This window comes from Serratia sp. CY82433 (assembly GCF_052166535.1).
Lineage (GTDB): Bacteria > Pseudomonadota > Gammaproteobacteria > Enterobacterales > Enterobacteriaceae > Serratia > Serratia sarumanii.
In genome coordinates this window covers 2214438-2235864 of the sequence record NZ_JBJNOR010000001.1, presented here as the reverse complement: position 1 = coordinate 2235864, position 21427 = coordinate 2214438, and the positions used below count along the sequence as shown (strand labels likewise).

The 21427-nt window shown below is 62.3% G+C and carries 18 protein-coding genes and 1 pseudogene; 5 read left to right on the top strand and 14 right to left on the bottom strand.

Features of this window, described 5'->3' with window-relative positions; genetic code table 11:
* Positions 1 to 120: 120 nt before the first annotated feature.
* On the bottom strand, positions 121 to 996 hold the full coding sequence (locus ACJ8PI_RS10870) for a cupin domain-containing protein (protein ID WP_060387933.1): 876 nt from the start codon (positions 994 to 996) through the stop codon (positions 121 to 123).
* A gap of 137 nt (positions 997 to 1133) precedes the next feature.
* Between ACJ8PI_RS10870 and rclC the strand changes: the two genes are divergently transcribed.
* The 5 genes from rclC (at position 1134) to sbmC (ending at position 5013) form a co-directional block, all read left to right on the top strand.
* Complete coding sequence (rclC, locus tag ACJ8PI_RS10865; protein ID WP_086556934.1) at positions 1134 to 1706, top strand: reactive chlorine resistance membrane protein RclC; 573 nt, start codon at positions 1134 to 1136, stop codon at positions 1704 to 1706.
* Positions 1707 to 1741: 35 nt separating this feature from the next.
* Positions 1742 to 2158: a DUF302 domain-containing protein gene (locus ACJ8PI_RS10860; protein ID WP_049211955.1), complete on the top strand. Its 417-nt coding sequence runs from the start codon at positions 1742 to 1744 to the stop codon at positions 2156 to 2158.
* A gap of 37 nt (positions 2159 to 2195) precedes the next feature.
* Complete coding sequence (rclA, locus tag ACJ8PI_RS10855; protein WP_164134329.1) at positions 2196 to 3533, top strand: reactive chlorine resistance oxidoreductase RclA; 1338 nt, start codon at positions 2196 to 2198, stop codon at positions 3531 to 3533.
* A 147-nt stretch (positions 3534 to 3680) separates the two neighbouring features.
* Entirely contained in the window at positions 3681 to 4523 is an 843-nt protein-coding gene (gene kynA / locus ACJ8PI_RS10850; protein WP_033635042.1) for a tryptophan 2,3-dioxygenase, read from the top strand.
* A 22-nt stretch (positions 4524 to 4545) separates the two neighbouring features.
* Positions 4546 to 5013, top strand: a complete 468-nt coding sequence (gene sbmC, locus ACJ8PI_RS10845; RefSeq protein WP_033647817.1) for a DNA gyrase inhibitor SbmC — start codon at positions 4546 to 4548, stop codon at positions 5011 to 5013.
* 191 nt (positions 5014 to 5204) lie between these two features.
* On the opposite strand, the gene ACJ8PI_RS10840 is transcribed toward sbmC, so the two are convergent.
* The 13 genes and pseudogenes from ACJ8PI_RS10840 to ACJ8PI_RS10780 form a co-directional block, all read right to left on the bottom strand.
* The gene (locus ACJ8PI_RS10840; RefSeq protein ID WP_164134330.1) at positions 5205 to 7133 is read right to left on the bottom strand and encodes a type VI secretion system Vgr family protein; all 1929 of its coding nucleotides are present in this window, start codon (positions 7131 to 7133) and stop codon (positions 5205 to 5207) included.
* Positions 7134 to 7275: 142 nt separating this feature from the next.
* Positions 7276 to 8721 carry a serine/threonine protein kinase gene (locus tag ACJ8PI_RS10835; protein ID WP_164134331.1) on the bottom strand — a complete coding sequence of 482 codons (1446 nt, stop codon included), beginning with the start codon at positions 8719 to 8721 and terminating at the stop codon, positions 7276 to 7278.
* 49 nt (positions 8722 to 8770) lie between these two features.
* Positions 8771 to 11425, bottom strand: a complete 2655-nt coding sequence (tssH, locus tag ACJ8PI_RS10830) for a type VI secretion system ATPase TssH (RefSeq protein WP_164134332.1) — start codon at positions 11423 to 11425, stop codon at positions 8771 to 8773.
* A gap of 56 nt (positions 11426 to 11481) precedes the next feature.
* Positions 11482 to 12552, bottom strand: a complete 1071-nt coding sequence (tssG, locus tag ACJ8PI_RS10825) for a type VI secretion system baseplate subunit TssG (protein WP_033653611.1) — start codon at positions 12550 to 12552, stop codon at positions 11482 to 11484.
* Positions 12549 to 14435, bottom strand: coding sequence for a type VI secretion system baseplate subunit TssF (gene tssF / locus ACJ8PI_RS10820; RefSeq protein ID WP_033647812.1), 1887 nt, complete (start codon positions 14433 to 14435; stop codon positions 12549 to 12551). The genes tssG and tssF overlap by 4 nt, the downstream gene beginning before the upstream one ends.
* A 4-nt stretch (positions 14436 to 14439) precedes the next feature.
* Positions 14440 to 15015, bottom strand: a complete 576-nt coding sequence (locus ACJ8PI_RS10815) for a type VI secretion system baseplate subunit TssE (protein WP_033635032.1) — start codon at positions 15013 to 15015, stop codon at positions 14440 to 14442.
* Between the two features lie 2 nt (positions 15016 to 15017).
* Positions 15018 to 15839, bottom strand: coding sequence for a type VI secretion system accessory protein TagJ (locus ACJ8PI_RS10810; protein WP_268258293.1), 822 nt, complete (start codon positions 15837 to 15839; stop codon positions 15018 to 15020).
* Between the two features lie 15 nt (positions 15840 to 15854).
* On the bottom strand, positions 15855 to 16841 hold the full coding sequence (locus ACJ8PI_RS10805) for a hypothetical protein (RefSeq protein ID WP_039565453.1): 987 nt from the start codon (positions 16839 to 16841) through the stop codon (positions 15855 to 15857).
* 28 nt (positions 16842 to 16869) lie between these two features.
* A complete protein-coding gene (locus ACJ8PI_RS10800) occupies positions 16870 to 17643 on the bottom strand; it encodes a PP2C family protein-serine/threonine phosphatase (protein ID WP_015378289.1) in 774 nt (257 codons plus the stop codon).
* Positions 17643 to 19385, bottom strand: coding sequence for a type VI secretion system-associated FHA domain protein TagH (gene tagH, locus ACJ8PI_RS10795; RefSeq protein WP_060387928.1), 1743 nt, complete (start codon positions 19383 to 19385; stop codon positions 17643 to 17645). Before tagH ends, ACJ8PI_RS10800 begins: the two co-directional genes overlap by 1 nt.
* Before the next feature lie 480 nt (positions 19386 to 19865).
* A pseudogene (locus ACJ8PI_RS10790) lies at positions 19866 to 20120 on the bottom strand (T6SS amidase immunity protein Tai4 family protein); the annotation flags it as partial.
* A 150-nt stretch (positions 20121 to 20270) separates the two neighbouring features.
* Complete coding sequence (locus ACJ8PI_RS10785; RefSeq protein ID WP_080432602.1) at positions 20271 to 20606, bottom strand: T6SS amidase immunity protein Tai4 family protein; 336 nt, start codon at positions 20604 to 20606, stop codon at positions 20271 to 20273.
* Between the two features lie 16 nt (positions 20607 to 20622).
* A complete protein-coding gene (locus ACJ8PI_RS10780) occupies positions 20623 to 21417 on the bottom strand; it encodes a lysozyme inhibitor LprI family protein (RefSeq protein WP_074025813.1) in 795 nt (264 codons plus the stop codon).
* Between the last annotated feature and the right edge of the window lie 10 nt (positions 21418 to 21427).

Sequence of the window (21427 nt, the reverse complement as noted above, 5' to 3'; positions counted from 1 at the left end):
TAAGGGAAGACAGGCGCAGGCAAGCCGCAACCGGGGCGAAACCCGCATGGGATCGCGCATTTGTGAGAGTTGTCAGGCGGCGGCCGAGTTGTTTACTAAACAGTAAGGCGGGGTGGGAGGTTACGCCGGGATCGGGCAAGCGTCCGGCGGCGCATCGGCGGCCTGCTGGCGGAATTTTCCCGGCGTCAGGCCGAAGTGGCGGGTGAAGGCTTTGTGCAGCGCCACCTCCGACGAATAGCCGGTTTGTTCGGCGATACGGCTCAGCGGCAACGCCTGGCGCGCCAGCAGCCGGGCCGCCAGCTGCATGCGGATGGCGGTAAGGGCCTGCAGCGGCGTTTGCTGCGTGACCTGACGAAAGACGCGGGCGAAGTTGGCGCGCGACATATGGGCCTGTTTGCTCAGTTCAACCAGCGTCCAGGGACGTTGCGGGCGGCGCAGCATCTGTTCAACCACGTTGCCCAACTGCGGATGCAGCAACGCGGCGACCAGATTGCCGCTCTGATTTGGCTGGGCCAGCCAGGCGCGGATCGCCAGCGCGAACAGCAGCGCCATGGTCTGGCTGACAATGGCGTTGTGCCCCTGGCCCTGTTGGCTGAACTCATCGCTCAGCAGCTGGCCGGTCGCCTGCAGCAGCGCCAGCCGCCCCTGTTGGCGGCTGTTGAACAACAAACATTCCGGCAGGCTCGCCAGCAGCGGCGACGCGCTGTGCGGCAAGATTTGCACGCCGCACAGCAGGTGCGTGGCGCTGTCGGCCCTCTCCGGCAGCAGGCGGTGGGCGGAGTTGTGCGGCAAGAACAGCAGGCTGCCTTGCTCCAGCGGTACCGGCCGGCCGCCGGGGATCTCCAGCCGACAGCTGCCCGCCAGCACCATGTGCCAGCGGATCTGACTCCACTCCCCGGCGGCATGCGGCGAGCGCCACTCGCCGCTGAAATGGCAATCGCGCGCCACATAACCGCGCATGTCGTTAAGCATCAACAGTTGGCTGAGCGGATCCATTTTGAGACTCCTGGCTAAGAAGCTGATTGTTTCGGCAATGGGCCGGCGTAATGCGAAGCACTAAGATCGGTTCGATAGTGCAGCGATGCGGAGGGCGCCGCTGCGATGCATGAGTTATCAATGACATGGAGCCGGTAATGAAAATACTATTCTTTCTGAGCAAGGGCGACAAGCTGGGATTAACGCTGATTCGCCTCAGTATCGCCATCGTTTTCTTATGGATTGGCCTGCTCAAATTCATCCCTTACGAAGCGGACAGCATCACGCCGTTCGTCGCCAACAGCCCGCTGATGTCGTTTTTCTATGACATGCCGCAGGACTATCAGGCTCACCTGACGCACGAAGGCGAACTGAACCTCGCCGCCCGCGCCTGGCAGCAGGCCAACAATACCTATGGCTTCTCCAACGGCCTGGGCGTGGTGGAGGTGGCGATCGCGCTGCTGGTGCTGGCCAACCCGTTCTCCAAATGGCTGGGGCTATTGGGCGGCATACTCTCCTTTTGCACGCCGCTGGTGACGCTGACCTTTTTGATCACCACCCCGGAGGCCTGGGTGCCCGCGCTGGGCGATGCGCATCACGGTTTCCCTTATCTCTCCGGCGCCGGGCGCCTGGTGCTGAAGGACACCCTGATGTTGGCGGGCGCGGTGATGATCATGGCGGATTCGGCGCGCAGTTTGCTCGAGAAACAGTGGCGGGGGAAGGTCGCATGAGCGTCATGAACCGGGCCGTGGCCGGCAGCCTGATGATGCTGGCCTGTTCTGCCGTGGCGGAGGGGACGATGGGGCAAGAAACCCGAACGGTAGAGAGCGCCTACGCTTATCAGCAAACGCGTCAGCGCATTATCAGCACGGCCGAGCAGAAGGGCGTGACGCTGTTCGCCGAGTTCGATCACGCGAAAGCGGCGCGTGAGCATCATCTGACGATGCCGCCCACCACGGTGCTGGTGCTGGGCAACCCGCTGGCGGGCACGCCGCTGATGCTGGCGCGGCCGGCGTTGGCGCTGGATCTGCCGTTCAGGGTGCTGATTGCGCAAGACGAACGGGGCAAAACGCAGGTCAGCTACCACCCGGCGGAAAGTCTGAAGCGGAGCGCTGGGGCCGACGAACGACAGATCGCGGCGCTGAGGCCGCTGGAGCGGTTAGTTGAGGCCGCAATACGCTGATTGACCGGTGATGAACATCATGAGACGAGGCGACACAATGTACGATTATCAGGCGATTATCATCGGTTTTGGCAAGGCCGGCAAAACGCTGGCGGCCTGTCTGGCCGGGCAGGGATGGCGCGTGGCGATGGTGGAGGCGTCGGCGCAGATGTATGGCGGCACCTGCATCAACATCGGCTGCATCCCGACCAAAACGCTGGTGCACGATGCCGAGCTTCACGGGCCGGGCGAACAGGCGTTCAGCCAGGCGATGGCGCGCAAGCGGCAGGTGACCGGCCTGCTGCGGGAGAAAAATTATCAAAACCTGGCGGGGCTTGAACAGGTCACGGTGATCGACGGACGGGCGGAGTTTATCGATCCGCATCGCATCAGCGTGCAGGGCGCGGCGGGAACGCAGGTGCTGAGCGGCGAGCGCATCTTCATCAACACCGGGGCCGTCAGCCGCTGGCCGGCGATCGACGGGTTGGATCGCTCGCAGCGGAGTTACGACAGCACCGGCCTGCTGCAGTTGACGCAGCGGCCCGCGCGGTTGGGCATTATTGGCGGCGGTTATATCGGGCTGGAGTTCGCTTCGATGTTCGCGCAGTTCGGCTGCGCCGTGACGGTATTCGAAGAGGCTGATGCGTTGCTCGGCCGGGAAGACCGCGATATGGCGCAGGCGATACAGCAAATCCTGAGCGACGCCGGGGTCAGCTTCACGTTTAACGCCGGCGTGAAGCAGGTGCGCGATGTGGAAGGGGGCGTTGAGGTAGTGCATCAGGGCGGCGTGCAGTCGTTCGATGCGCTGCTGGTGGCGGCCGGGCGCGCGCCGAACACCGCAGGTTTGCAGCTGGCGCGCGCCGGCGTTGAGACGGATGAGCGCGGCGCCGTGCGGGTGGACACGCAGCTGCGCAGTAGCGTGCCGCATATTTGGGCGCTGGGGGACGTCAACGGCGGGCCGCAGTTTACCTATATCTCGCTGGACGATTTCCGCATTGTGCGCGACAGCCTGTTCGGCGCGGGTAAACGCAGCACGGCCGATCGCGGCGCAGTGCCTTACTCGGTGTTCATCACCCCCAGCTTCTCGCGCATCGGCCTCAGCGAAGATCAGGCCCGGCAGCAGGGGCGCGACATTAAGGTCGCCACGCTGCCGGCGGCGGCTATCCCGCGCGCCCGCGTGCTGGGCGACACGCGCGGCCTGCTGAAGGCGGTGGTCGATGCGCAGACCGGCCAGATCCTCGGCGTGGCGCTGCTGTGCCGCGATGCCCACGAGATGATCAACATCGTCAAAACGGCGATGGACGCCGGGCTGCCCTATACCCGGCTGCGCGATCAGCTGTTCACCCATCCGACCATGAGCGAGTCGCTCAACGACCTGTTTGGGCTGATAGGGTAAAGCGGGGCGAGAGGGGCGGCGCAGATGAGTGAGATCTGCGAAGCACCTCTCGTTTATCGCCCTTCGGGGCGGCGGGTTCTGTACTATTGTTTTCTCTTTGCGGCACGTTCCAGGCCGATGGGGCGCTGGGCGCAACGGAGATCACAGATGAACAAACGGGAATTAGAAAGCGCGATTGTCACCGATTTTTCCAAACGCATGAGCTACGGCGACTACCTGTGCCTGGACCAACTGCTGGACTGCCAGCACCCGCTCTCCAACCCGCCGCATCATGATGAAATGCTGTTCGTGATACAGCACCAAACCTCCGAGCTGTGGATGAAGTTGATGCTGCATGAGCTGCAGGCGGCGCTGCGGCTGGTGCAGCAGGACAAACTCAGCCACTGCTTCAAAATCCTCGCGCGCGTCAAACAGATCCAGCGGCTGTTGTTCGAACAGTGGGCGGTGCTGGAAACGCTGACGCCGTCGGAGTACGTCGAGTTTCGCGACGTGCTGGGCAGCTCGTCGGGCTTCCAGTCGCACCAATATCGCTCGATCGAGTTCCTGCTCGGCAACAAGAATGCGGCGATGCTGGCGGTGTTCAGCAGCGACGCGGAAAAACACGCCGCGTTGAAGGCGATCCTCGAAGCGCCAAGCCTGTACGACGAATACTTGCTGTACCTGGCGCGCCACGGCCTGCCGATCCCGCAGGAGTGCCTCGAGCGCGACTGGACGCAGCCCTACCAGCGCAACCCGGATCTGCTGCCGGCGTTCAAAGTGATCTACGACAACCCGCAAACCTACTGGGAAGCTTATGAAATGGCGGAGAAGCTGGTGGATATCGAAGAGAGCTTCCATCTGTGGCGCTTCCGCCATATGAAAACGGTGGAGCGGATCATTGGCTTTAAGTCGGGCACCGGCGGTTCCAGCGGCGTCAGCTTCCTGAAAAAGGCGTTGGATCTGACCTTTTTCCCCGAGCTGCTGGACGTACGTACCGAAATCGGCGCCTGAGACAATGTGGGGGGGAAGGGCGATGAGCGTGAGGATTATCGATAAGGCGGCGGAGAAGGTGGTGGGGGTGAGAGTCGTGGGGCCGTATCCGCAGACGATCCCACAGGGCTCGCAGCAACTGCTGGCATGGCGGCAGCGCCACGGCGTGCCGTTCGGCAAATGGCTGGTGCTGTATTGGGACGATCCGGCGGAAGTGGCGCCGGAAAAGCTGCGCGCCGACGTGGTGATGAGCGTGGCGGACGATTTCGCGCTGCCGGCGGAGAGCGAGGGCGTTACCGTGCAGACGCTGCCCGCCGGGCAGTACGCGGTCTACCACGTGCGCATCAGCGATGGCGACTTCGAGCGGGTGTGGGGCGAGTTCTACCAGAAGCTGTTGCCGGCCAGCGGCTATCAGCCGGTTGAGGGGGTAAGCTATGAGCACTATCTCAACGACTGCGAAGCCGACGGCTATTTCGACCTCGATATTTACCAGACGGTGAAGAAGTGGTGAGGGGGCGTTGATGATAAGGAAGGCTGAAGCGATGAACGGGACAGCTTCAGCCCGTTGTTTTGGCTAAACGTCGGTGACCTTGCCGCCAGCGCATTCACCTCCTTGCCAAAAGGGGTTACAGCGGCAGCCGGTTTTGCCGGCGCCGCCGCCCGAAAGCCGGCGTTAACCGGCTTTCCCTGCGTGCCACTTGGCTACTCTTTAGGGAACAGCTGATCGACGGCGCTCTGGATCGCCGCCTGATGGCCGCCGCCCGGCGCGGCGGTGCGTGCGGCGCCGCCGGGCTGGTTGAGATCCAGCTGGCCGCCGGTATTGATCTCCCCGTCCTCTTTCACCGTGATATTGAAGCTGGTGCCGGTGATGTTGATTTGGCCGTTCGCCAGCAGCTCGATCACGCTTTCGCCGCACTCCAGCCGCAGCGATTCGCCGGAGCCGAGGGTAAAGGCGTTGACCACGGCGTCGCTGCGCGTTTTGCCGGTCAGCGCCGAGGCCTCGCCTTTGACGCCGCTGGCCTGATTGAGCACCACCCGTTTGATCTGGTTGCCGCCCACCAGGTGGGTGTGGTCGTTAGCGATGCTGTGGCTCTCATCGTTTTTGACCTGGGTGTCCATGTTGCGTTCCGCCTGGATCCACACCTGTTCGGCGCCGGCCTTGTCTTCGAAACGCAGGGCGTTGGCGTTGTCGGCGGTGCCGTCCTTGGAACGGCTCATAAAGCCCATTTGGGTGGCGGCGGCCGGCAGCGCCCACGGCGGCATGCTGGCTTCGTTATAAACGCGTCCGGTGACGATCGGCCGATCCGGATCGCCGTTGATAAAGTCCACCACCACTTCGTCGTTGACGCGCGGGATCTGCACGCCGCCGTAGCCCTGGCCGGCCCAGGCGCTGGAGACGCGCACCCAGCAGGAGCTGCCGTCGTCCTTCGGCCCGAAGCGGTCCCAGTGGAATTTCACCTTGATGCGGCCGTATTTGTCGGTCCAGATTGATTCGCCGGCCGGGCCGACCACCCGGGCGGTCTGCGGCCCGTGGGTTTTCGGCCAGGTGGCCTGCTGCGGCGGGTGCCAGGGCACGTCCGCCGGCAGCACGGTGAAGTCGATACGGTGTTCGCTGCTCTGATCGTCGCCGCTGGCGTAGCGGTTCTCTTTCAGATGGTAGTTGGCCTGCAGCGTCAGGTACTCGCGGTTGTCGTCGGCGTGCGGGGCGTTATACAGCGTAAAGGTGCTGCCGGGAGCGATGCCCATCGCGGTGGCGGTGCCCCGGATCTGCTGATGCTCGGCCTGCCAGGCTTCCTGGCGCACGCGGGCGTAGAACTCCCCCTGCTGATGCTCGGTGTAGCGGCCCGGCCAGTCGTAGACGTCGATCTGCCCCGGCGTCGGCGAGACCGGGTTTTGCCGCGCCTGGAACAGCCAGGCGTTCGGCTTGCGGAAATCGTAGTCGTCCAGGCTGTAGATGCCCGGCGTGACGCGATCGGACAACGTCCACTGGCTGATGCCTTCCTCGCTGGTGCTGCCGCCGGACGGCGTCAGGTGGTAGGGGATCATCTCGTAGCCGGGATAGGGCTGGTGGTGGTGGGGCGCATCCCCGAGCACCAGCGTGTGTTTGCCCATCTCGTGTTTGAAATAGTAATAGATGCCCTCCAACTCCATCAGGCGGCTGATGAAGTTGAAGCTGCTTTCGTTGTACTGCACGCAGTAGCCCCACAGGCGATAGTCGCCGGTCAGCTGATCTTCCAACTGCACGTTGTGCTCCGCCAGCAGAGTCTTGACGATCTGTGGCACCGTTTGTTCCTGGAAGATGCGGAAGTTGCGATCCTTGGTCATCGGCCACAGATCCGGCTGTACGTGCAGGTTATACACCGCGTAGCGCGTGCCGCCGATCTCTTCGCTGCTGACGGCGATGGCGGTGATCTTGCCATTCAGGTAGCGCGGGGCGCTGAGAAAGCCCTGAGTCGGGATCTCCAGCGTCAGCGGTTGGCCGAGCAGCGCTTTGCGATCGAGCCGCGCGTCGGTGCTCAGCAATTCAATAGAGAAGTCGAAAGGGGTGGAAAGCGCCTCGATACCGTCCAGCGAGCGGAACAGCAGCTGCTCCTGGCTCAGCGGCGTGTGCGCAATAATGCGATCCAACATGAGAACATCCTCTGTGATTGACGTCGTGCCCTGCATACCCCGACGTTGCAGCGGCCTTGCCGCGCGGCCAATGATGGTGGGCAGTGGTGCGTCAGTCTCATGAAAAAGGGGAACCCCCGCCGCGGCGGGGGGCAGAACGGGATTAACCGGCGGTGGCCGGATTGACCAGCCAGGTGCCGGCGTTGTCGATGCTGAGTTGCTGCTGGCGGAGCCGATCGTTGTGGCGGATCTCCAGCTGATAACGACCCGGCGCCAGATTCAGACTGGCGAAGCCGTTTTCGCCCGGCGTCACCTGCTGCGGCTTGCCGTCGAGGCTGACCTGTTCGCCCGGCTGCAGTTTGAAGTACACCAGTGCCACCGGCTGCGGTGGCGGCGCCGCCTTTTGCGGTTCCACCGGCGCAGATGGCGCGATTTGCGGCGCGCTCGGCTGCTCCGTCAGGGTTTTCTGCGCCGGTGACGTCTCGGTGTTTTGCGCTACGGCCGGGGTATCATCCTCGCCGCCGCTCAGCCAGGCGACGGCGCCGATCGCCAGCAGCGCCGCGACGCCGGCGCCGGCCATCATCGGCCGCGAGAATTGGGTGCTGCGCGCGGTAACGGTGCCGGCGGCCGCGGCGGCCGCAGCCGGGTTGGCGGCCACCAGCAGGTTCTCCGGCGCGGCGGCCGGGGTGCTGATGATTTCATTTTCATCGGCGATCGGCAGATGCAACAGCTCGGCCATTTCATCGATGGTCTGCGGGCGGTCTTCCGGTTTCAGCGCCAGCGCGCGGTCGACGGTGCGCAGCAGCTCCGGCGAGTAGCCGGCGGGACGGCGCTCGGCCAGTGGCTGATAGCTGTCTTCGATGCTGCGCACCACGCTGACCGGCGGCGGCGAACCGACGATCAGCGTGTGCAGCACGGCGCCCAGTGCATAAATATCGGTCCAGGGCCCCTGTTCGCCGTCGCTGTTCTCGGTGTACTGCTCGATCGGCGCGAAACCCGGTTTCAGCATGATTTCCGTTTCGTCCGACAGGTTGCCGATCTCTTTGCGCGCCGACCCGAAGTCCAGCAGTACCGGCAGCTGGCTCTCCTGGATTTGGATGTTATCCAGTGAGATGTCGCGGTGCAGGTAGCCTTCCTGATGGATGGTGTTGATGGCGCTGAATAGCGGCGGCAGCAGCCGCCGGATCCACGCCTCGTCGATTTTCTCCGGCTGCTGCGCCTGCAGGTTCTTCAGCGTGGTACCGCTGTAAAACTGGGTGCCCATGTAGGCGGTGCCGTTCTCTTCCCAGAAGCGCAGCACGTGCAGCAGGCCGGGGTGCGAGAAGCGCGCCAGCAGGCGCGCCTCCTGAATAAAGCTGTTCAGCCCGGCCTGGAAGGTTTTGCCGAAGCGCTCGCCGCGCAGCCCGATGCTGAGATCGTCGTTGCGTTTCGCCAGCGAGGTCGGCATGTATTCTTTGATGGCGATGGTGCGTTCCAGTTGGTGATCGTAGGCGCGGTAGACGATGCCGAAGCCGCCTTCGCCGATCGCTTCCTGGATCTCGAATTCGTTGAATCGATAGCCGCTCGGCAGGCTGTTCGAATTCGGTTTGGTTATCCCGGTTCCCGACATAGTGATGACTCTCTGTGTTCAAAGGGCCGCCGTCTCGGCGGCCGCGGCGTTATGCCTGAAATTGACAAATGAATTCGTTGTTCTGCAGCGCGATATGCAGCTGGCGATAGCGCTGGTCGTTGGCGCTGCCGGTCAGCAGGGTGTGGCTGATCTGCGGCAACAGGGTGTTGGTCAGGATGGCGTCGACCATGCGGCCGCCGGACTCCACCTCGGTGCAGCGGCTGACGATCTGCTCGATGACCGCGTCGTCGAAGGTACAGACGATGTCGTGATTCTCCGCCAGGCGACGCTGGATGCGGCCCAGCTGCAGGCGCACGATGTTGCCCAGCGTGGCGTCGGTCAGCGGGTAATACGGCACCACCAGCAGGCGGCCGAGCAAGGCGGCCGGGAACACCGACAGCAGCGGCTGGCGCAGCGCGCCGCTCAGCGCATCCGGCTCCGGCAGCAGCTCCGGATCGCTGCACAGTCCGGCGATCAGATCGGTGCCGACGTTGGAGGTCAGGATGATGATGGTGTTGCGGAAATCGATATGGCGGCCTTCGCCGTCCTCCATCCAGCCCTTGTCGAACACCTGGAAGAAGATTTCATGCACGTCCGGGTGCGCCTTTTCGATTTCGTCCAGCAGCACCACGCTGTAAGGGCGGCGGCGCACCGCCTCGGTCAGCACGCCGCCTTCGCCGTAGCCGACATAGCCCGGGGGCGCGCCTTTCAGCGTCGAAACGGTGTGCGACTCCTGGAATTCGCTCATGTTGATGGTGATGACGTTCTGCTCGCCGCCGTACAGGGTTTCCGCCAGCGCTAGTGCGGTTTCGGTCTTGCCGACGCCGGACGGCCCGGCCAGCAGAAACACCCCGACCGGCTTGTTAGGATCGTCCAGCCGCGCCCGCGAAGTGCGCACCCGGCGGGCGATCAGATCCAGCGCATGGCGTTGGCCGATCACGCGCTGGTTCAGGGTGTCGGAGAGTTGCAGCACCGCCTCAATCTCGTTTTTCACCATGCGGCCCAGCGGGATGCCGGTCCAGTCGGCCACTACCGCCGCCACGATGTTGGCGTCGACGGCGGCGAAGATCAGCGGCGCTTCGCCCTGCAGCGCGCTCAACTGCTGCTGCAGTTCGCCCAACTGGGCACGCAGCGCGTCGGCGTCAGGGCCAGCCTGCGTCTCTTCGTCGGCAGGCTCCGCTTCCTGTTGGTGCAGCTGTGCGCGCAGTGTGATGACCTCTTGGATCAGCGCCAGCTCCTGCTGCCAGCGGTCGGTCAGCTGTTCCAATTCCTGGCGCAGCGCGGTCAGCTGGGCTTCAATCTCCTGCGGGCGCAGGGGATCGCCGATGCCGACCTTGGCCTCGCGGCGGGCAATATCCAACTCTATCTGCAGCGCATCGATGCGGTGGCGGCAGTCTTCGACCTGAGCAGGCTCGGCGTGCTGGCTGACCGCCACGCGCGCGCAGGCGGTATCCAGCAGCGCCACCGCCTTGTCCGGCAACTGGCGGGCAGGAATATAGCGATGCGAAAGCCGCACCGCGGCGTCCACCGCTTCATCCAGCAGCAGCACGCGGTGGTGTTGCTCCAGCGGGCTGACGGTGCTGCGCAGCATCAGCAGCGCTTTGTCTTCGCTCGGCTCGTGTACCTGGACCACCTGGAAACGGCGGGTGAGCGCCGGATCCTTCTCGATGTATTTCTTGTATTCCGACCAGGTGGTGGCGCCGAGGGTGCGCAGCTGGCCGCGCGCCAGCGCCGGTTTCAGCAGGTTGGCGGCGTCGCCGGTACCCTGGGCGCCGCCGGCGCCGATCAGGGTGTGAATTTCGTCGATAAACAGGATGATCGGCGTCGGGCTGGACTGCACTTCGTCGATCACCGCCTGCAGCCGTTTTTCAAACTCGCCTTTGACACCGGCGCCGGCCTGCAGCATGCCGATGTCCAGCAGGCACAGTTTCACGTCGCGCAGCTGCGGCGGCACGTCGCCGGCCACGATGCGCAGCGCCAGGCCTTCCACCACCGCGGTTTTCCCGACGCCGGCCTCGCCGGTGAGCAGCGGGTTGTTCTGGCGGCGGCGCATCAGGATATCGATGATTTGCCGGATCTCCTCATCGCGCCCGGCCACCGGATCGATCTCGCCGTTGCGCGCTCTGGCGGTCAGATCCTGGGCATACTGCGCCAGCACGCTTTCACCGCTGCGCGCCGCGCCGGATACGTTCTCGGCGCTGCTTTCCGCCGGCGCATCCTGGGCGTTTTCCGCCGAGTGAGCGGTGATGGCGGCGAACTGCTCCATCAACAGATCGGCGTTGATGCGCTCGAACTGCGGGGAAATGGCCTTCAGCAGATGGCGCAGGCTGTAGGTTTTCAGGATGCCGAGCAGCAGGTGGCCGCCGCGGATGCGCGCCGCGCCGAATTTCAATGAGCCATAGACCCAGGCGCGTTCTACCGCGCTGTCGATGTGCTCGGACAGATCGGAGATGGCGCTGGCGCCGCGGGGCAGGCGATCGAGCGCCTCGACGATATCGCGCGCCAGCTGCGCCTCGTCCAGCGCGAAGTGGCGGACGATCTGCTGCAGATCGCCGTCCGGCGATTGCATCAGCTGATGCAGCCAGTGCGCCAGTTCGACGTAGGGGTTACCGCGCAGCTTGCAAAACGCCGTCGCACTTTCCAGAGAGGTGAATAACAGGCTATCCAGTTTGCCAAATAATACCGAGCGGCTGATTTCAGACATGGTTTTCCTCAGGTCTCAGAGTGGCCTGGTGCCGTAGGGCGCCGGCCGAAATAGGGTCAGAACGGATTTTCCAGCGGTTCAGGGCTGAAGATCAGATCGTCGAGATCGCGTTGCCGCCGATCGTCGGCCAGCCAGCTGCTCAGGCCCAGCCGCTGCGCGCCGCCGAGCTGGATGCCGTGCGCCTGTTCCTTCGCCAGGATCAGGCGCACTTCCCAGACGAACTCGATGCCCAGATATTGGCGCACCCAGTCGCGCAGCTGCCGGCACAGGTCGGCGCCGGGCAGGAAGCGGTCATAGTCTTGCTGCGGCATCGGCCCCAGCTCGATGCGGAATTTGTGCTGAATATCGCGCACCGCGATGCCGAGAAAGGCCGATTCGCCGAGCCGCGGCGCGCCGCGCCCAGCCTTGAGCCGAGCTTGCTCGCGCGGTTCCACCCGCAGCCAGTGCGGCACGTTTTCGACGATGCGCACCGGCACCTTGAAATACTGCTGCAAAATCTTGCTCAGGCCTTCCGGATCGCGGCTGTGGCGAATCAGATGACCGGCCATAAAATGTTTGGCGTGGGCGTTGATGCTGTCGCGTTCCTGCTGCGCCGGCTGGCCGATGCCGATCAGGCTCGACAGGTACTCGTCGAAGCGCCGGTTGTCCGGACGATCCAGCGACACCGTCGGCTGCGCGTCGGCCCAGGCGCGGTAAAACAGCAGCGTCAGCCGGTGATGAAACAGGTTGGTGAACGCCAGCAGGCTGGTGTCCTGGTGGTGGTACACCCGTTCGCGCACGTATTCGGTCAGGTGCAGCGGCAGCGGCCCGTTGGGGCCGAACAGGCCGAAGCTGAAGATCGAGACGTCGTGCAGCGGGCTGTTGGCGCGCGGCGCCACCTGCGCCAGCGTGGAGGGCGCGAACGACAGCGACGGCTCCTGGCCCAGGCGCAGCATCTCGTGGCGCGGCAGCGGCGCGCGCCCCAGCAGGTAAGGCTGGCCGCCCTGGGCGTCGATGCGGCGCAGCAGCTGAAACAGATCGTGCTTGTAAGGCGCGCTGCGCAGCCGCGGCCAGAAGTCGTCCGGCAGGCGATACAGCGCGTTGATCTGCGGCGGCGCCAGTTCGGTGGCAATCATCTCCGCACTCATATCAGCGTCCTTTTGCCCATGCGCGCCTGCCAGTGGGCGATTTCGCCGCGCTGCTGGCTGGAGAGCGTCATCTCGGTGAAGGTGTTCATCGCCACCAGGCGCGAGAACAGGCGCTCCAGCACGCTGCCGAGCAGATAAGGGCTGTTGCCGGAGAACGCCTGCTCATCGACCGTCAGATCGATGGCGATGCCGCGCGCGAACACGATGGGGCCCGGCTCCGGCACTCGCCGATAGACCGGCCGCAGGTTGCAGTGGCGCACGCCCTGGATCTGTTTGGCGATCGCCGGCTCGCTCAGGTTGCCGTACAGCCCCAGCAGCTGGCGCAGGCTGGCGGCGCCCTGTTCCGGATCGCCGTCCATCATGCTGAGGTAGTTCAGCTGCAGCTGGCTGATCAGCCGCCAGGTGATCATGCCTTCGGCCAGCGCCGGGCGCGGCGGGGTGGGGCCTTTGCGCAGCGAGACCTGCTTGATCGGGATCGAATCGGGCATCACGAAGTTGCCCTGATCCTGTTGCAGCAACATCAACGGCAGGTCGCGGCTGGTGCACAGCACGTCGGCGGTGAGGTATTTCAGATCGCTGTGCCACGGCGATTGCCGCTCGTCCACCAGTGACACGAACACTTCCGAACCGGCATAGCCGGTGCGGGTGCCGTAGCGGCGGGCGTGCTCCGACAGCGTGCGCTGTTCGCGCCGCAGCGAGAAGTAGGCGCCATAGTTGCCGTCGTCCGCGCTCAGGGTGCTGTAAAACGGCCGAAACTCTTGCTCGTAGCGTTTTTCGCTGGCGCTGCCGCCGAGCCGCTGCACCGAGAACACTTCGTAATCCAGCGGCCGGATATTGTCGACCACCAGATGGTATTCGTGGTTTTTTTCGTTGATCGCGATGCGTTCGGCGACCTTCGGAAACAGGTTGATCACCGGCGTGCAGTGCAGCGCCAAATGGGCGGCGTCGACCACCCGTTCCAGCGCGGCGTCGTGCCGATCCAGCAGCACCACGATTTCGAACTGGCGCAGCGCCTTTTTCCCTTCGCGCACGCTCTGCAGCAGCGGACGCAGGCCGTTGACGCTGAAGAACTGGAAGCGCGCCGGGAAGGCGAAGTACTCCTGCAGCAGCCGGTAGCCTTCGAAGTTGCGCAGGTCGTTGGGCAGCAGCGCCTGTTCGGCGGCGAAGCCCTCCTGCCGCAGCCCGTCCAGCGCCAGCGCCCGCCGCTGCGGCTGCGCCTCCACCGTTTGGCAGACAAGCCCGACGCTGTGTTGCATCAGCAGTTCCAGCAGCTGCTGCGCCTGCATGTCCGGCCCGGCCAGGTAAAACATCAGCTGATCCAGTTGCAGGTTGTTGAGCGTCACGCTTTCGTAGCACTCGAGACGAATGCGCAGCGCGCTGACGCAGCCGCTGTGCTGCAGCCCCAGCGAGGCCAACGGGATATCGGCCGGAATGCCGCCCAGCTCGACGGCGGCGATGCGCACCGGCTGCAGCGTGACGTCATGGGCGGTGGCGTAGCTGCAGGTGATGCCGCTTTTCTTCAGCGTCTGACTGTCCATCATGGTGCCGCGCGGCACCACGAAGCCGTTGCTGATGTCACCTTTGCTGCTGTCCGGCTGCAGCTCGGCGATCGCCATCGACGGCGTCGGCGACAGGTAGTTGGGGTAGATGATCTCCAGCAAGCGCTGAGAAAAGCGCGGGAACTCGGCGTCCATTTTCAGCTGCACGCGCGAGGTGAGGAAGGCAAAGCCCTCCATCAGGCGCTCGATATAAGGATCCGCCACGTCGATGCCGCGCATGCCAAGACGGCCCGCGACCTTCGGGTACTGTTCGGCGAACTCGGCGCCCATCTCGCGCAGATAGGCCAGCTCGCGGTTGTAATAGTCTAAAAGTTTACTGTCCATCGCCTTACCCTATGTCTTTCAGATCGAAGTGGCCGTTTTCCAGATCCACATCGGTACGGAACAGAAACTCCAGCGGATAGGGCACGCACCACAGGCGGCCCTTGATTTCGATCGACAACACGTTGTGCAGCTCCAGCGAGCCGGTGTCCGAGATGCAGCGCACCTGCAACCCTTCGGGCAAAATGCGCGGCTCGAAATGGAGAATGGACTCGGTCAGCGCGCGCTGAATGTCGAGCCATTCGATGTCTGACATGCGCTTGCCCGCCAGTGAGGCGATGCCGTAATTCAGGGTGGAGCGCCGCACCTGCGGAAAATCGCCGAGATCCAGATTGGATTCGCTGTTGACGCAGTTGAACAGCCACTGCAGATCGCGCAGCACCCGGCGGCGCAGTTCGCTGTGCGACACCAGGTTGCGCACCTGCGTCTCCTGTTTTTTCTGCGGCTCGTCGTCGGTCAACATATCGAGCAGCACCGGCTGCATTTTGTCGCGCGACGTCAGGCGCTCGCTGTCCTGACGATAGCGATAGCCCTGGCGGTGCAGATCGCCGCCGTCGTAGTGGGGTGGGCGCTTGTCGTTCATGGTCAGGCGCTCGCGTCGAAGCTCAGCTGCCGCAGGCTGTGCAGCGGGAATTCGTCGCTTTCGCTGAGCCAGGTCTTCAGGCCCAGCCCCGCATAGTGGGTGCCGTCGCCCAGCGGTTGCCATTCGGTGCGTTTGCCCAGCAGCAGCGCGTCGTCGCTGTCTTCGGCCAGCGGGTAGCGGGCGGGCAGTTGGCACACCTGTTCGCGGCCGTCGGTCAGGCGCACCAGCGCATGGCTCCACACCAGATCGATGGCGCTCTGCGGCGCCTGGAACTGGATCGCGGCGATGTCGGCGAACGGCAGCCAGTAGTAAACGCCGTTCAGCGCCAGCTCGCACACCGGGCCGAGGCGGCCGTCACCGTCGGTCAGCCAGTCGAAACGCAGCTGCCGTTCTTGGTCGCCTTCGGCCAGCGTTAACCGCCCGGCGCCGGCCGGGGCGGCCTCCAGCGCTTCATCGCGCAGCGCCTGGGCCTGTTCGGCCGCCCCTTGCGCATCCTGATGCAGCGCCTGCACCATCAGTTTCAGCCAGGGCTGCTCCTGCCGCAGCAGCGCCGGCGCGGCCGTGCCGGCAAACACCGCCTGGCGTTGCAGCTCGGCGTTGACCGACTGCATCAGCAGCAGCGTGGTCGGTTGAGCTATCGGTTTCAGCGCCTGCCAGGATTTCAGCTGCGCGTTGGCGCGCGTCCAGTTGCCGCTCAGGCACAGCAGTTGCACCAGCGCGGCGCGCAGGTCGGCATCCGCCGGTTTCGCCTTGATATCGTTTTCGACGGCGGTGATGGCCGCGCCGATCGACTGGCCTTGCAGCATGCTTGCTAATGATTTCACAGGCTTTCCTTATAATCAGTGAGTGGCGCCGTTAACCGACAGGTAGCTGCCGCTGGCGGGATCGACCCGGTCTGCGGCCAGCTTTTCCACCAGCTTGAAGGTCAGCGGAGCGGGGGCGCTCAGCAGCGGTTGCCAGGCGGTTTGCGCCTGCTGCAGGCGCTGTTTGATCTTGTTCTCGTCTGCGGCGTCGACGCGCGGCATTTCAACGATCGCTTCGCCGTTGAACGCCCACGCGTGCAGCTTCGGTTCGAAGCTCAGTAGCAGGAAGCTGCCCGGCGCCTGCGGGTTGCCGCCCAGAACCAGCCGCTGGGCGTTGGCGCTGACGACGGTCAGCGCGCGATCGCCGCCGTTGATCTGCGCCAGCGGATAGCCTTGCAGGAACCACAGCGTCGGCGAGAGGGTTTGGCCGCCCTGTTGCAGCGTGACCGCGCCGCTGCCCTGCAGCCAGCCGTCCTCGCCGCAGCGCAGCGCGTCGCCGGCGGGAATGAACAGCGCGCCGCCGTTGGCTTCGTCACGCCAGAAGGTGCGGAAGTGGCAGCCCTGCGGCAGGCTGAAACGCTGAGCCGGCGCGGTGTCCGCTTGCGGAGAGGTCACGGCTACTGCCGCAGGGATCGCCGGCTGCGGCGGGGTCTGCGGCTGCTCGACGGCCTCCTGTTTGACCACCGGTTTCCAGCCGCGCGCTTTGGCGGCCTCGCCGCTGGCCAGCTTCTCACCGCGCTTGTCGGTCAGCGTCCAGGGCAGGTGGCCGGTTTTCGGGCACTGCTTTTCCAGCAGATTGCCGACGCGCGGCAGGAAGTCGTTCAGCACCGCCGGATCCTGGCTTTGCGCCGAGACGATGCGCAGCGGGATGCTTTTGCCGCACCAGCTTGCCGGATTGCTGTTTTTGACGTCATCGATAAACACTTCCAGCTTCTGGCTGGGGGAGTAAACCAGGCGATAGTTCATCGCCTGCGCGGTCGGCACCGCCATCAGGGCGACGAGCCCCGGCATCCAATATTTCATAGTGAACCTTGCTGTGAATGTGCGCTGCTCAGTCGCGGCTCAGAAACCGTTCCGCATCCGCCAGCGAATGCAGCAGGGTGGTTTCCTGCGGTGAGCCAATCCAGACGGCGATAGCGCTGTAGTTATCGCTGTTATTGTTTTTCTTCCATGCCTGCTGCATCAGGGCGATCCACTCGCTGGGGGAGTTGACCATGTGCAGCGACTGTTCCAGTTCGGCCTGGCTGAAGCTGTGCCAGAAGCCGTCGGTGCACAGCAGGAAAACGTCGCCGTCTTCCAGCTGCAGCACGTCGCTGTAGGTGGCGTCGCGCTCTTCATTGAGCCCCAGCGCGAAATACAGCAGGTTGCTGTTGATGCCGTTGGTCTGATAACCGGCGTCCTGCATCTGTTGGATCAGGCTGTGGTCGGTGGTGACGGCATGCAGGTAGCCGCGGCGGAATAGGTACAGGCGGCTGTCGCCGGCGTGCGCCCAGTAGGCCAGCTGATAATCGCGATCGATAAACAGGCTGACCAGCGTGGTGCCCATCTTGCTGTATTCGTCCGACTGCCGCTGCTGCTGGTGGATGGCGGCGTTGGCGCGCGTAATGTGCTGGCGAATGCTCTGGGCGTTCAGGTGCTTTTCGCCGTCGAAGTTTTGCAAAATGGTGTCGCGCGCCAGTTTGGCGGCGATATCGCCGCCCGGAAAGCCGGCGATGCCGTCGCACACCACGAAGCAGGCGGCGCGGTTGCCGAGCACCTCGCCGGTCTGATCCTGGTTGGAGGCGCGGCCGCCCTGGTTGGAGGTAGAGGCTATGGTGATATTCATTACGCGTCCGGTTTGGTCTGTGAGTCTTTGTATTGATTCACTTCAACGTCATAGGCGTGCAGGAAGGCTTCGCCGAACAGGGTGTGGAAATCGTCCTCGATCTCGCCGGAGGTTTGCTGATAGTTCTTCACGAAGTAGTCCCACAGCGCAGCCTTGCGGTTGGCGGGCAGCGACAGACGCGGCGCCACGCCTTCCTTGCGCGCTTCCTCTTCGAGACGCTCCGGGTTGAACGACTGCAGCATGGCGGCGATGATGGCGCGAATACCGGCGATCATCCCCAGCTGGTGCGCCTGCAGGTCGATCAGCGCGTCGCGCACCGCCTGTTCCGGCGGCATAAAGCCCGGCATCTGGCTGCCGAACATCTGCATCAGCACCGTTTTGCCCGAAGGCAGCAGCTTGAACGGGTTGTTGGCTTCGTCGAGGATCATGGTCATTTCGGCCTTTACGCCGCGCTTGAGGATCGAGCGGGATGAGAGCAGGGCGACGGTGCCCTGCGAGAACAGGCTCAGCAGGCGACCGGCCTGGCGGATCTGTTGTTCATCGAAGTGCGGCTGCGGCTGCAGATCGTCGAGACCGATGCCTTGCAACAGCGCCGCCAGCAACGGCCCTTCCAATGTGTCGCCATTCGGCGCGGCGGCATGTTGCCGCTGGGCGGACTGGTAGGCGACCGGATCGATGCCCAGGCGGTTGCCCTGGCGCGGGCGCGGCGGCTGCACGGGTTGTTCCTGCTGGCTGAACTGCGGCGCGGGTTGGGGCTGCGGCTCGGGGATTTGCACGGGCGGTGGCGTCGGCTGTGGGCGCGGCGCTTGCGGTTGTGCGGCGATCGGCGGCGGAGACGGCGGCGCGGGCGGCTGTACCGGCTCCTCCGGCTGGGCCAGCGGCACGGCGCCGCCCATCAGCAGCCCCAGCGGATCGTTGCTATTCAACGCTTCTGGCGAAGCGGGCGCGGATGAACCGCCGAACAGCGCCAGCGGATCCAGCTCTTGCTCCGGTTGCTGCGTTTTTTGGGTGGGAGCCACCGGGCGCGGCGGCGCAGCCTGCTCCGCCAGCAGCGCGCTGGGAGTGGTATCGGCCAGGATGTGTTCGCGCTCAAAGGTGGTGTCGGTGTTGAACAGCGCTGCCGGATCGGTTTGCTGCTGCTGCAGCTGGCGCAGATCGACATCGCCCGCCAGCTGCGCCAGCGGATCGGCCGGGTTCAGCTCGCGAGCGGGAGTGTCCAGCAGCGGGTGGTTGCCTGGATTGGCGACCGGCGGCGGTGTGACTGTGGCGGCGGCCGGCGCATTCGGCGTGAATTCTTCCACCAGGCTGTCCCAGATTTCGTTGGGGATTGGCGCGGCGGATTTTTCTTTGGCGGCGGCTGCAGGGGCCGCAGCAGCGGCAGTGGCGGCGGCCTTGGCCACCGGTTGAGCCTGTGGCGCGGCGTGCTGTTGCAGCGCGCTGACTTCAATCTGGTAATCGTCGATGCCGAGCACGTCGCCGTCCTGCAGTTCAACCTGGCGGCCACGTTCCAGCGGAATGTCGTTCAGCAGCACGCGGGTAACGTTGCCGCGGTTGGTGATGCGGCATTCGCCGTCAGCGGAAATATGCACGATCGCCTGCAGACGGGAAATGGCGCGCTCTTCGTCCGGCAGCACCAGGTTGTTGTCCACGCTGCGGCCGATGGTGCCGCCCGGCGGCAGAAAATCGCAACTGCTCTGCGGCGGAACCTGGCCGCTTTTATTTTTTACAATGGAAAATCGCATAAGGCATTCCTGCTGATAGGGATTGTAGACTGCTTTGGGCGTATGTTGATTTAGTCATCTAATCTGATGGCTAACTTCTATTCTTTTCTTTTTTGTAATAGGTGTTTTTTGGTAGTTGAGTTAAGTAGATAAAGGTGAATATCAAACTGCCGTAGCGAATAGAGACATAGTTATCGTTGCCTAGTGGGTAGAAGAGATTAAGAAAGTCATTCCCGTATGCAAAGATTGAGAGCTGTATAACGCCCATGGCAACTACAATGAGACAGTTGAAAACAAAAAATAGATAATTGTGTTTGCGAGCCGATAATTTTTTTAAGTAATATAATGTCACTAAAGTGATGAGTGACAATGAGAAATAGGAAAATAAGAATCCATATGAGTAAGTTGATAGCGTGACGTCTGGAGTCATGTTAATAATCAATAAATTTTAATTTTCTTGAGTTGATAACTTTATGAAATTGGATTCAACAATCTTGACTATTACTTAGAGTAACGTTTAAAAAAGGCTTCCCCTTCACTGGCGTTCTGCAGTGAAAGACAATCTAAAGTATGGTAAGTCCCTTGAACTGAGCCTTGGCTATTTTTGTTTGCGTACTGTTCAGCCAGTTTTTCACCTTGTTCAAATGCATCCATCGGCAGTTTACTCAATTCTAAATAGGCGGAAGCGGAGCGGAAGGCGTCTTGCTTGGTTCTTTCTGAGTCAGTGGACTTCCCAATGCAGCGGCTGGTTAACCAATTTTTATATAGTGCCTCTTGCTATAAAGCATTGAGCGAGTTTTCAGCAAGGGCTACATGGCTTCCGAGCAGCAGAGGCATTAAAAAGTACGTGTATCTTCTCATCCGAGATAACCTTTGATATGAGCCGTCGTTTGAGCAACTCTGATATCAGTTGTCGTCTTTCCCTTGGTACTTCTTGATGATGGCTTGCAACGCTTGGCTATGTACAAGATCGATGCACTTTGCCATCGTCATCGGCTCCCCAGACATGCTGTCATAGTGCTTTGCCAGAAATTCTTTTGCCAGCGCCCTGACAGCGGTATGCGCTTCCAGAGAATAATCGCCGAATTCCGTGTAACCCCGAGCAGCGGCGGCGGCATCGTTTTTGACTTCTTTTGCTGAGTACCCCTCGGCGATACAAACGCTAAGCGCGTAGTTTTTGAGGTACTCGGCAGGGGAATACTTTCCGTTGGCGTAAGCTTCAGCATTCAATACCGCCAACATGAGTAGGAATACAGTTTTAATCGTATGACGTGAGTTCATCGATTCGTTTTTGCATCGTATCGGCCAAGCAGTCTTTGTCATCTCGGCATTTATCCCTTTGCAGTAACCAAGATTTTTGCGTGCTGTTTAAAGAAGCCGCCAGTTTTTTATCCCCTACATCGGTCGCCTGCTTTTTTGCCAACAGCCAAGCTTGGGAAACGCTTTTATCATAGGCGGATAAATTGAAGTCTGAGCAGATAGTTTTTTCAACAACGCTTTTAGATTTAGCACAGTCGAAAGACGCTGCAGGTTTAGGATCTTTCGGTAACCGTTCTAATTGCAGTAGCGAACCATCGTACCAATTAATCAGCATTTTTTGTGGATTGAGAGCGGCAAAGCTGGAGCTTGCACCATTATCGGATGGGCCGAATGATCCGGAGTGACAAGCGATCTTGAAAAGAGAGACTTCTGCTTGGCCGTTTTCTTTCAATGCATAGTTTTTAGCCGTGATGCTTTTATCTCCGCCCATCGACTTGCCGATGAATTGATTTAGCGTGCTTCTCTCAATACTTAAGGTTGGCGCTATGCAGACGTCTTTTTCCGGCAGATTGTTTTCTATTGATTTAGTGGAAATATTGATTACCCTTCCTAGTAATCGAGGGTCGTTAAGTTGATAGTTAAGTGTGCGGGTAGTCTCATTGTCTATGTTGACCTGAGTCACTTGCCATAAGCCATCAATAGTTGATGATGTCGGGGCATTAACGTTTTTTTCTGCTGCACATGCAGTAAGTGAGAAAAATACGCTGCTAATTAAAAATGCAGATAATTTCATTGTGGCGAAT

Bases quoted from the DNA above. Each gene is read 5' to 3' on its own strand.
- ACJ8PI_RS10870 (WP_060387933.1), bottom strand. From the start codon at position 996: ATGGATCCGCTCAGCCAACTGTTGATGCTTAACGACATGCGCGGTTAT.
- rclC (WP_086556934.1), top strand. From the start codon at position 1,134: ATGAAAATACTATTCTTTCTGAGCAAGGGCGACAAGCTGGGATTAACG.
- ACJ8PI_RS10860 (WP_049211955.1), top strand. From the start codon at position 1,742: ATGCTGGCCTGTTCTGCCGTGGCGGAGGGGACGATGGGGCAAGAAACC.
- rclA (WP_164134329.1), top strand. From the start codon at position 2,196: ATGTACGATTATCAGGCGATTATCATCGGTTTTGGCAAGGCCGGCAAA.
- kynA (WP_033635042.1), top strand. From the start codon at position 3,681: ATGAACAAACGGGAATTAGAAAGCGCGATTGTCACCGATTTTTCCAAA.
- sbmC (WP_033647817.1), top strand. From the start codon at position 4,546: ATGAGCGTGAGGATTATCGATAAGGCGGCGGAGAAGGTGGTGGGGGTG.
- ACJ8PI_RS10840 (WP_164134330.1), bottom strand. From the start codon at position 7,133: ATGTTGGATCGCATTATTGCGCACACGCCGCTGAGCCAGGAGCAGCTG.
- ACJ8PI_RS10835 (WP_164134331.1), bottom strand. From the start codon at position 8,721: ATGTCGGGAACCGGGATAACCAAACCGAATTCGAACAGCCTGCCGAGC.
- tssH (WP_164134332.1), bottom strand. From the start codon at position 11,425: ATGTCTGAAATCAGCCGCTCGGTATTATTTGGCAAACTGGATAGCCTG.
- tssG (WP_033653611.1), bottom strand. From the start codon at position 12,552: ATGAGTGCGGAGATGATTGCCACCGAACTGGCGCCGCCGCAGATCAAC.
- tssF (WP_033647812.1), bottom strand. From the start codon at position 14,435: ATGGACAGTAAACTTTTAGACTATTACAACCGCGAGCTGGCCTATCTG.
- ACJ8PI_RS10815 (WP_033635032.1), bottom strand. From the start codon at position 15,015: ATGAACGACAAGCGCCCACCCCACTACGACGGCGGCGATCTGCACCGC.
- ACJ8PI_RS10805 (WP_039565453.1), bottom strand. From the start codon at position 16,841: ATGAAATATTGGATGCCGGGGCTCGTCGCCCTGATGGCGGTGCCGACC.
- ACJ8PI_RS10800 (WP_015378289.1), bottom strand. From the start codon at position 17,643: ATGAATATCACCATAGCCTCTACCTCCAACCAGGGCGGCCGCGCCTCC.
- tagH (WP_060387928.1), bottom strand. From the start codon at position 19,385: ATGCGATTTTCCATTGTAAAAAATAAAAGCGGCCAGGTTCCGCCGCAG.
- ACJ8PI_RS10785 (WP_080432602.1), bottom strand. From the start codon at position 20,606: ATGTTGGCGGTATTGAATGCTGAAGCTTACGCCAACGGAAAGTATTCC.
- ACJ8PI_RS10780 (WP_074025813.1), bottom strand. From the start codon at position 21,417: ATGAAATTATCTGCATTTTTAATTAGCAGCGTATTTTTCTCACTTACT.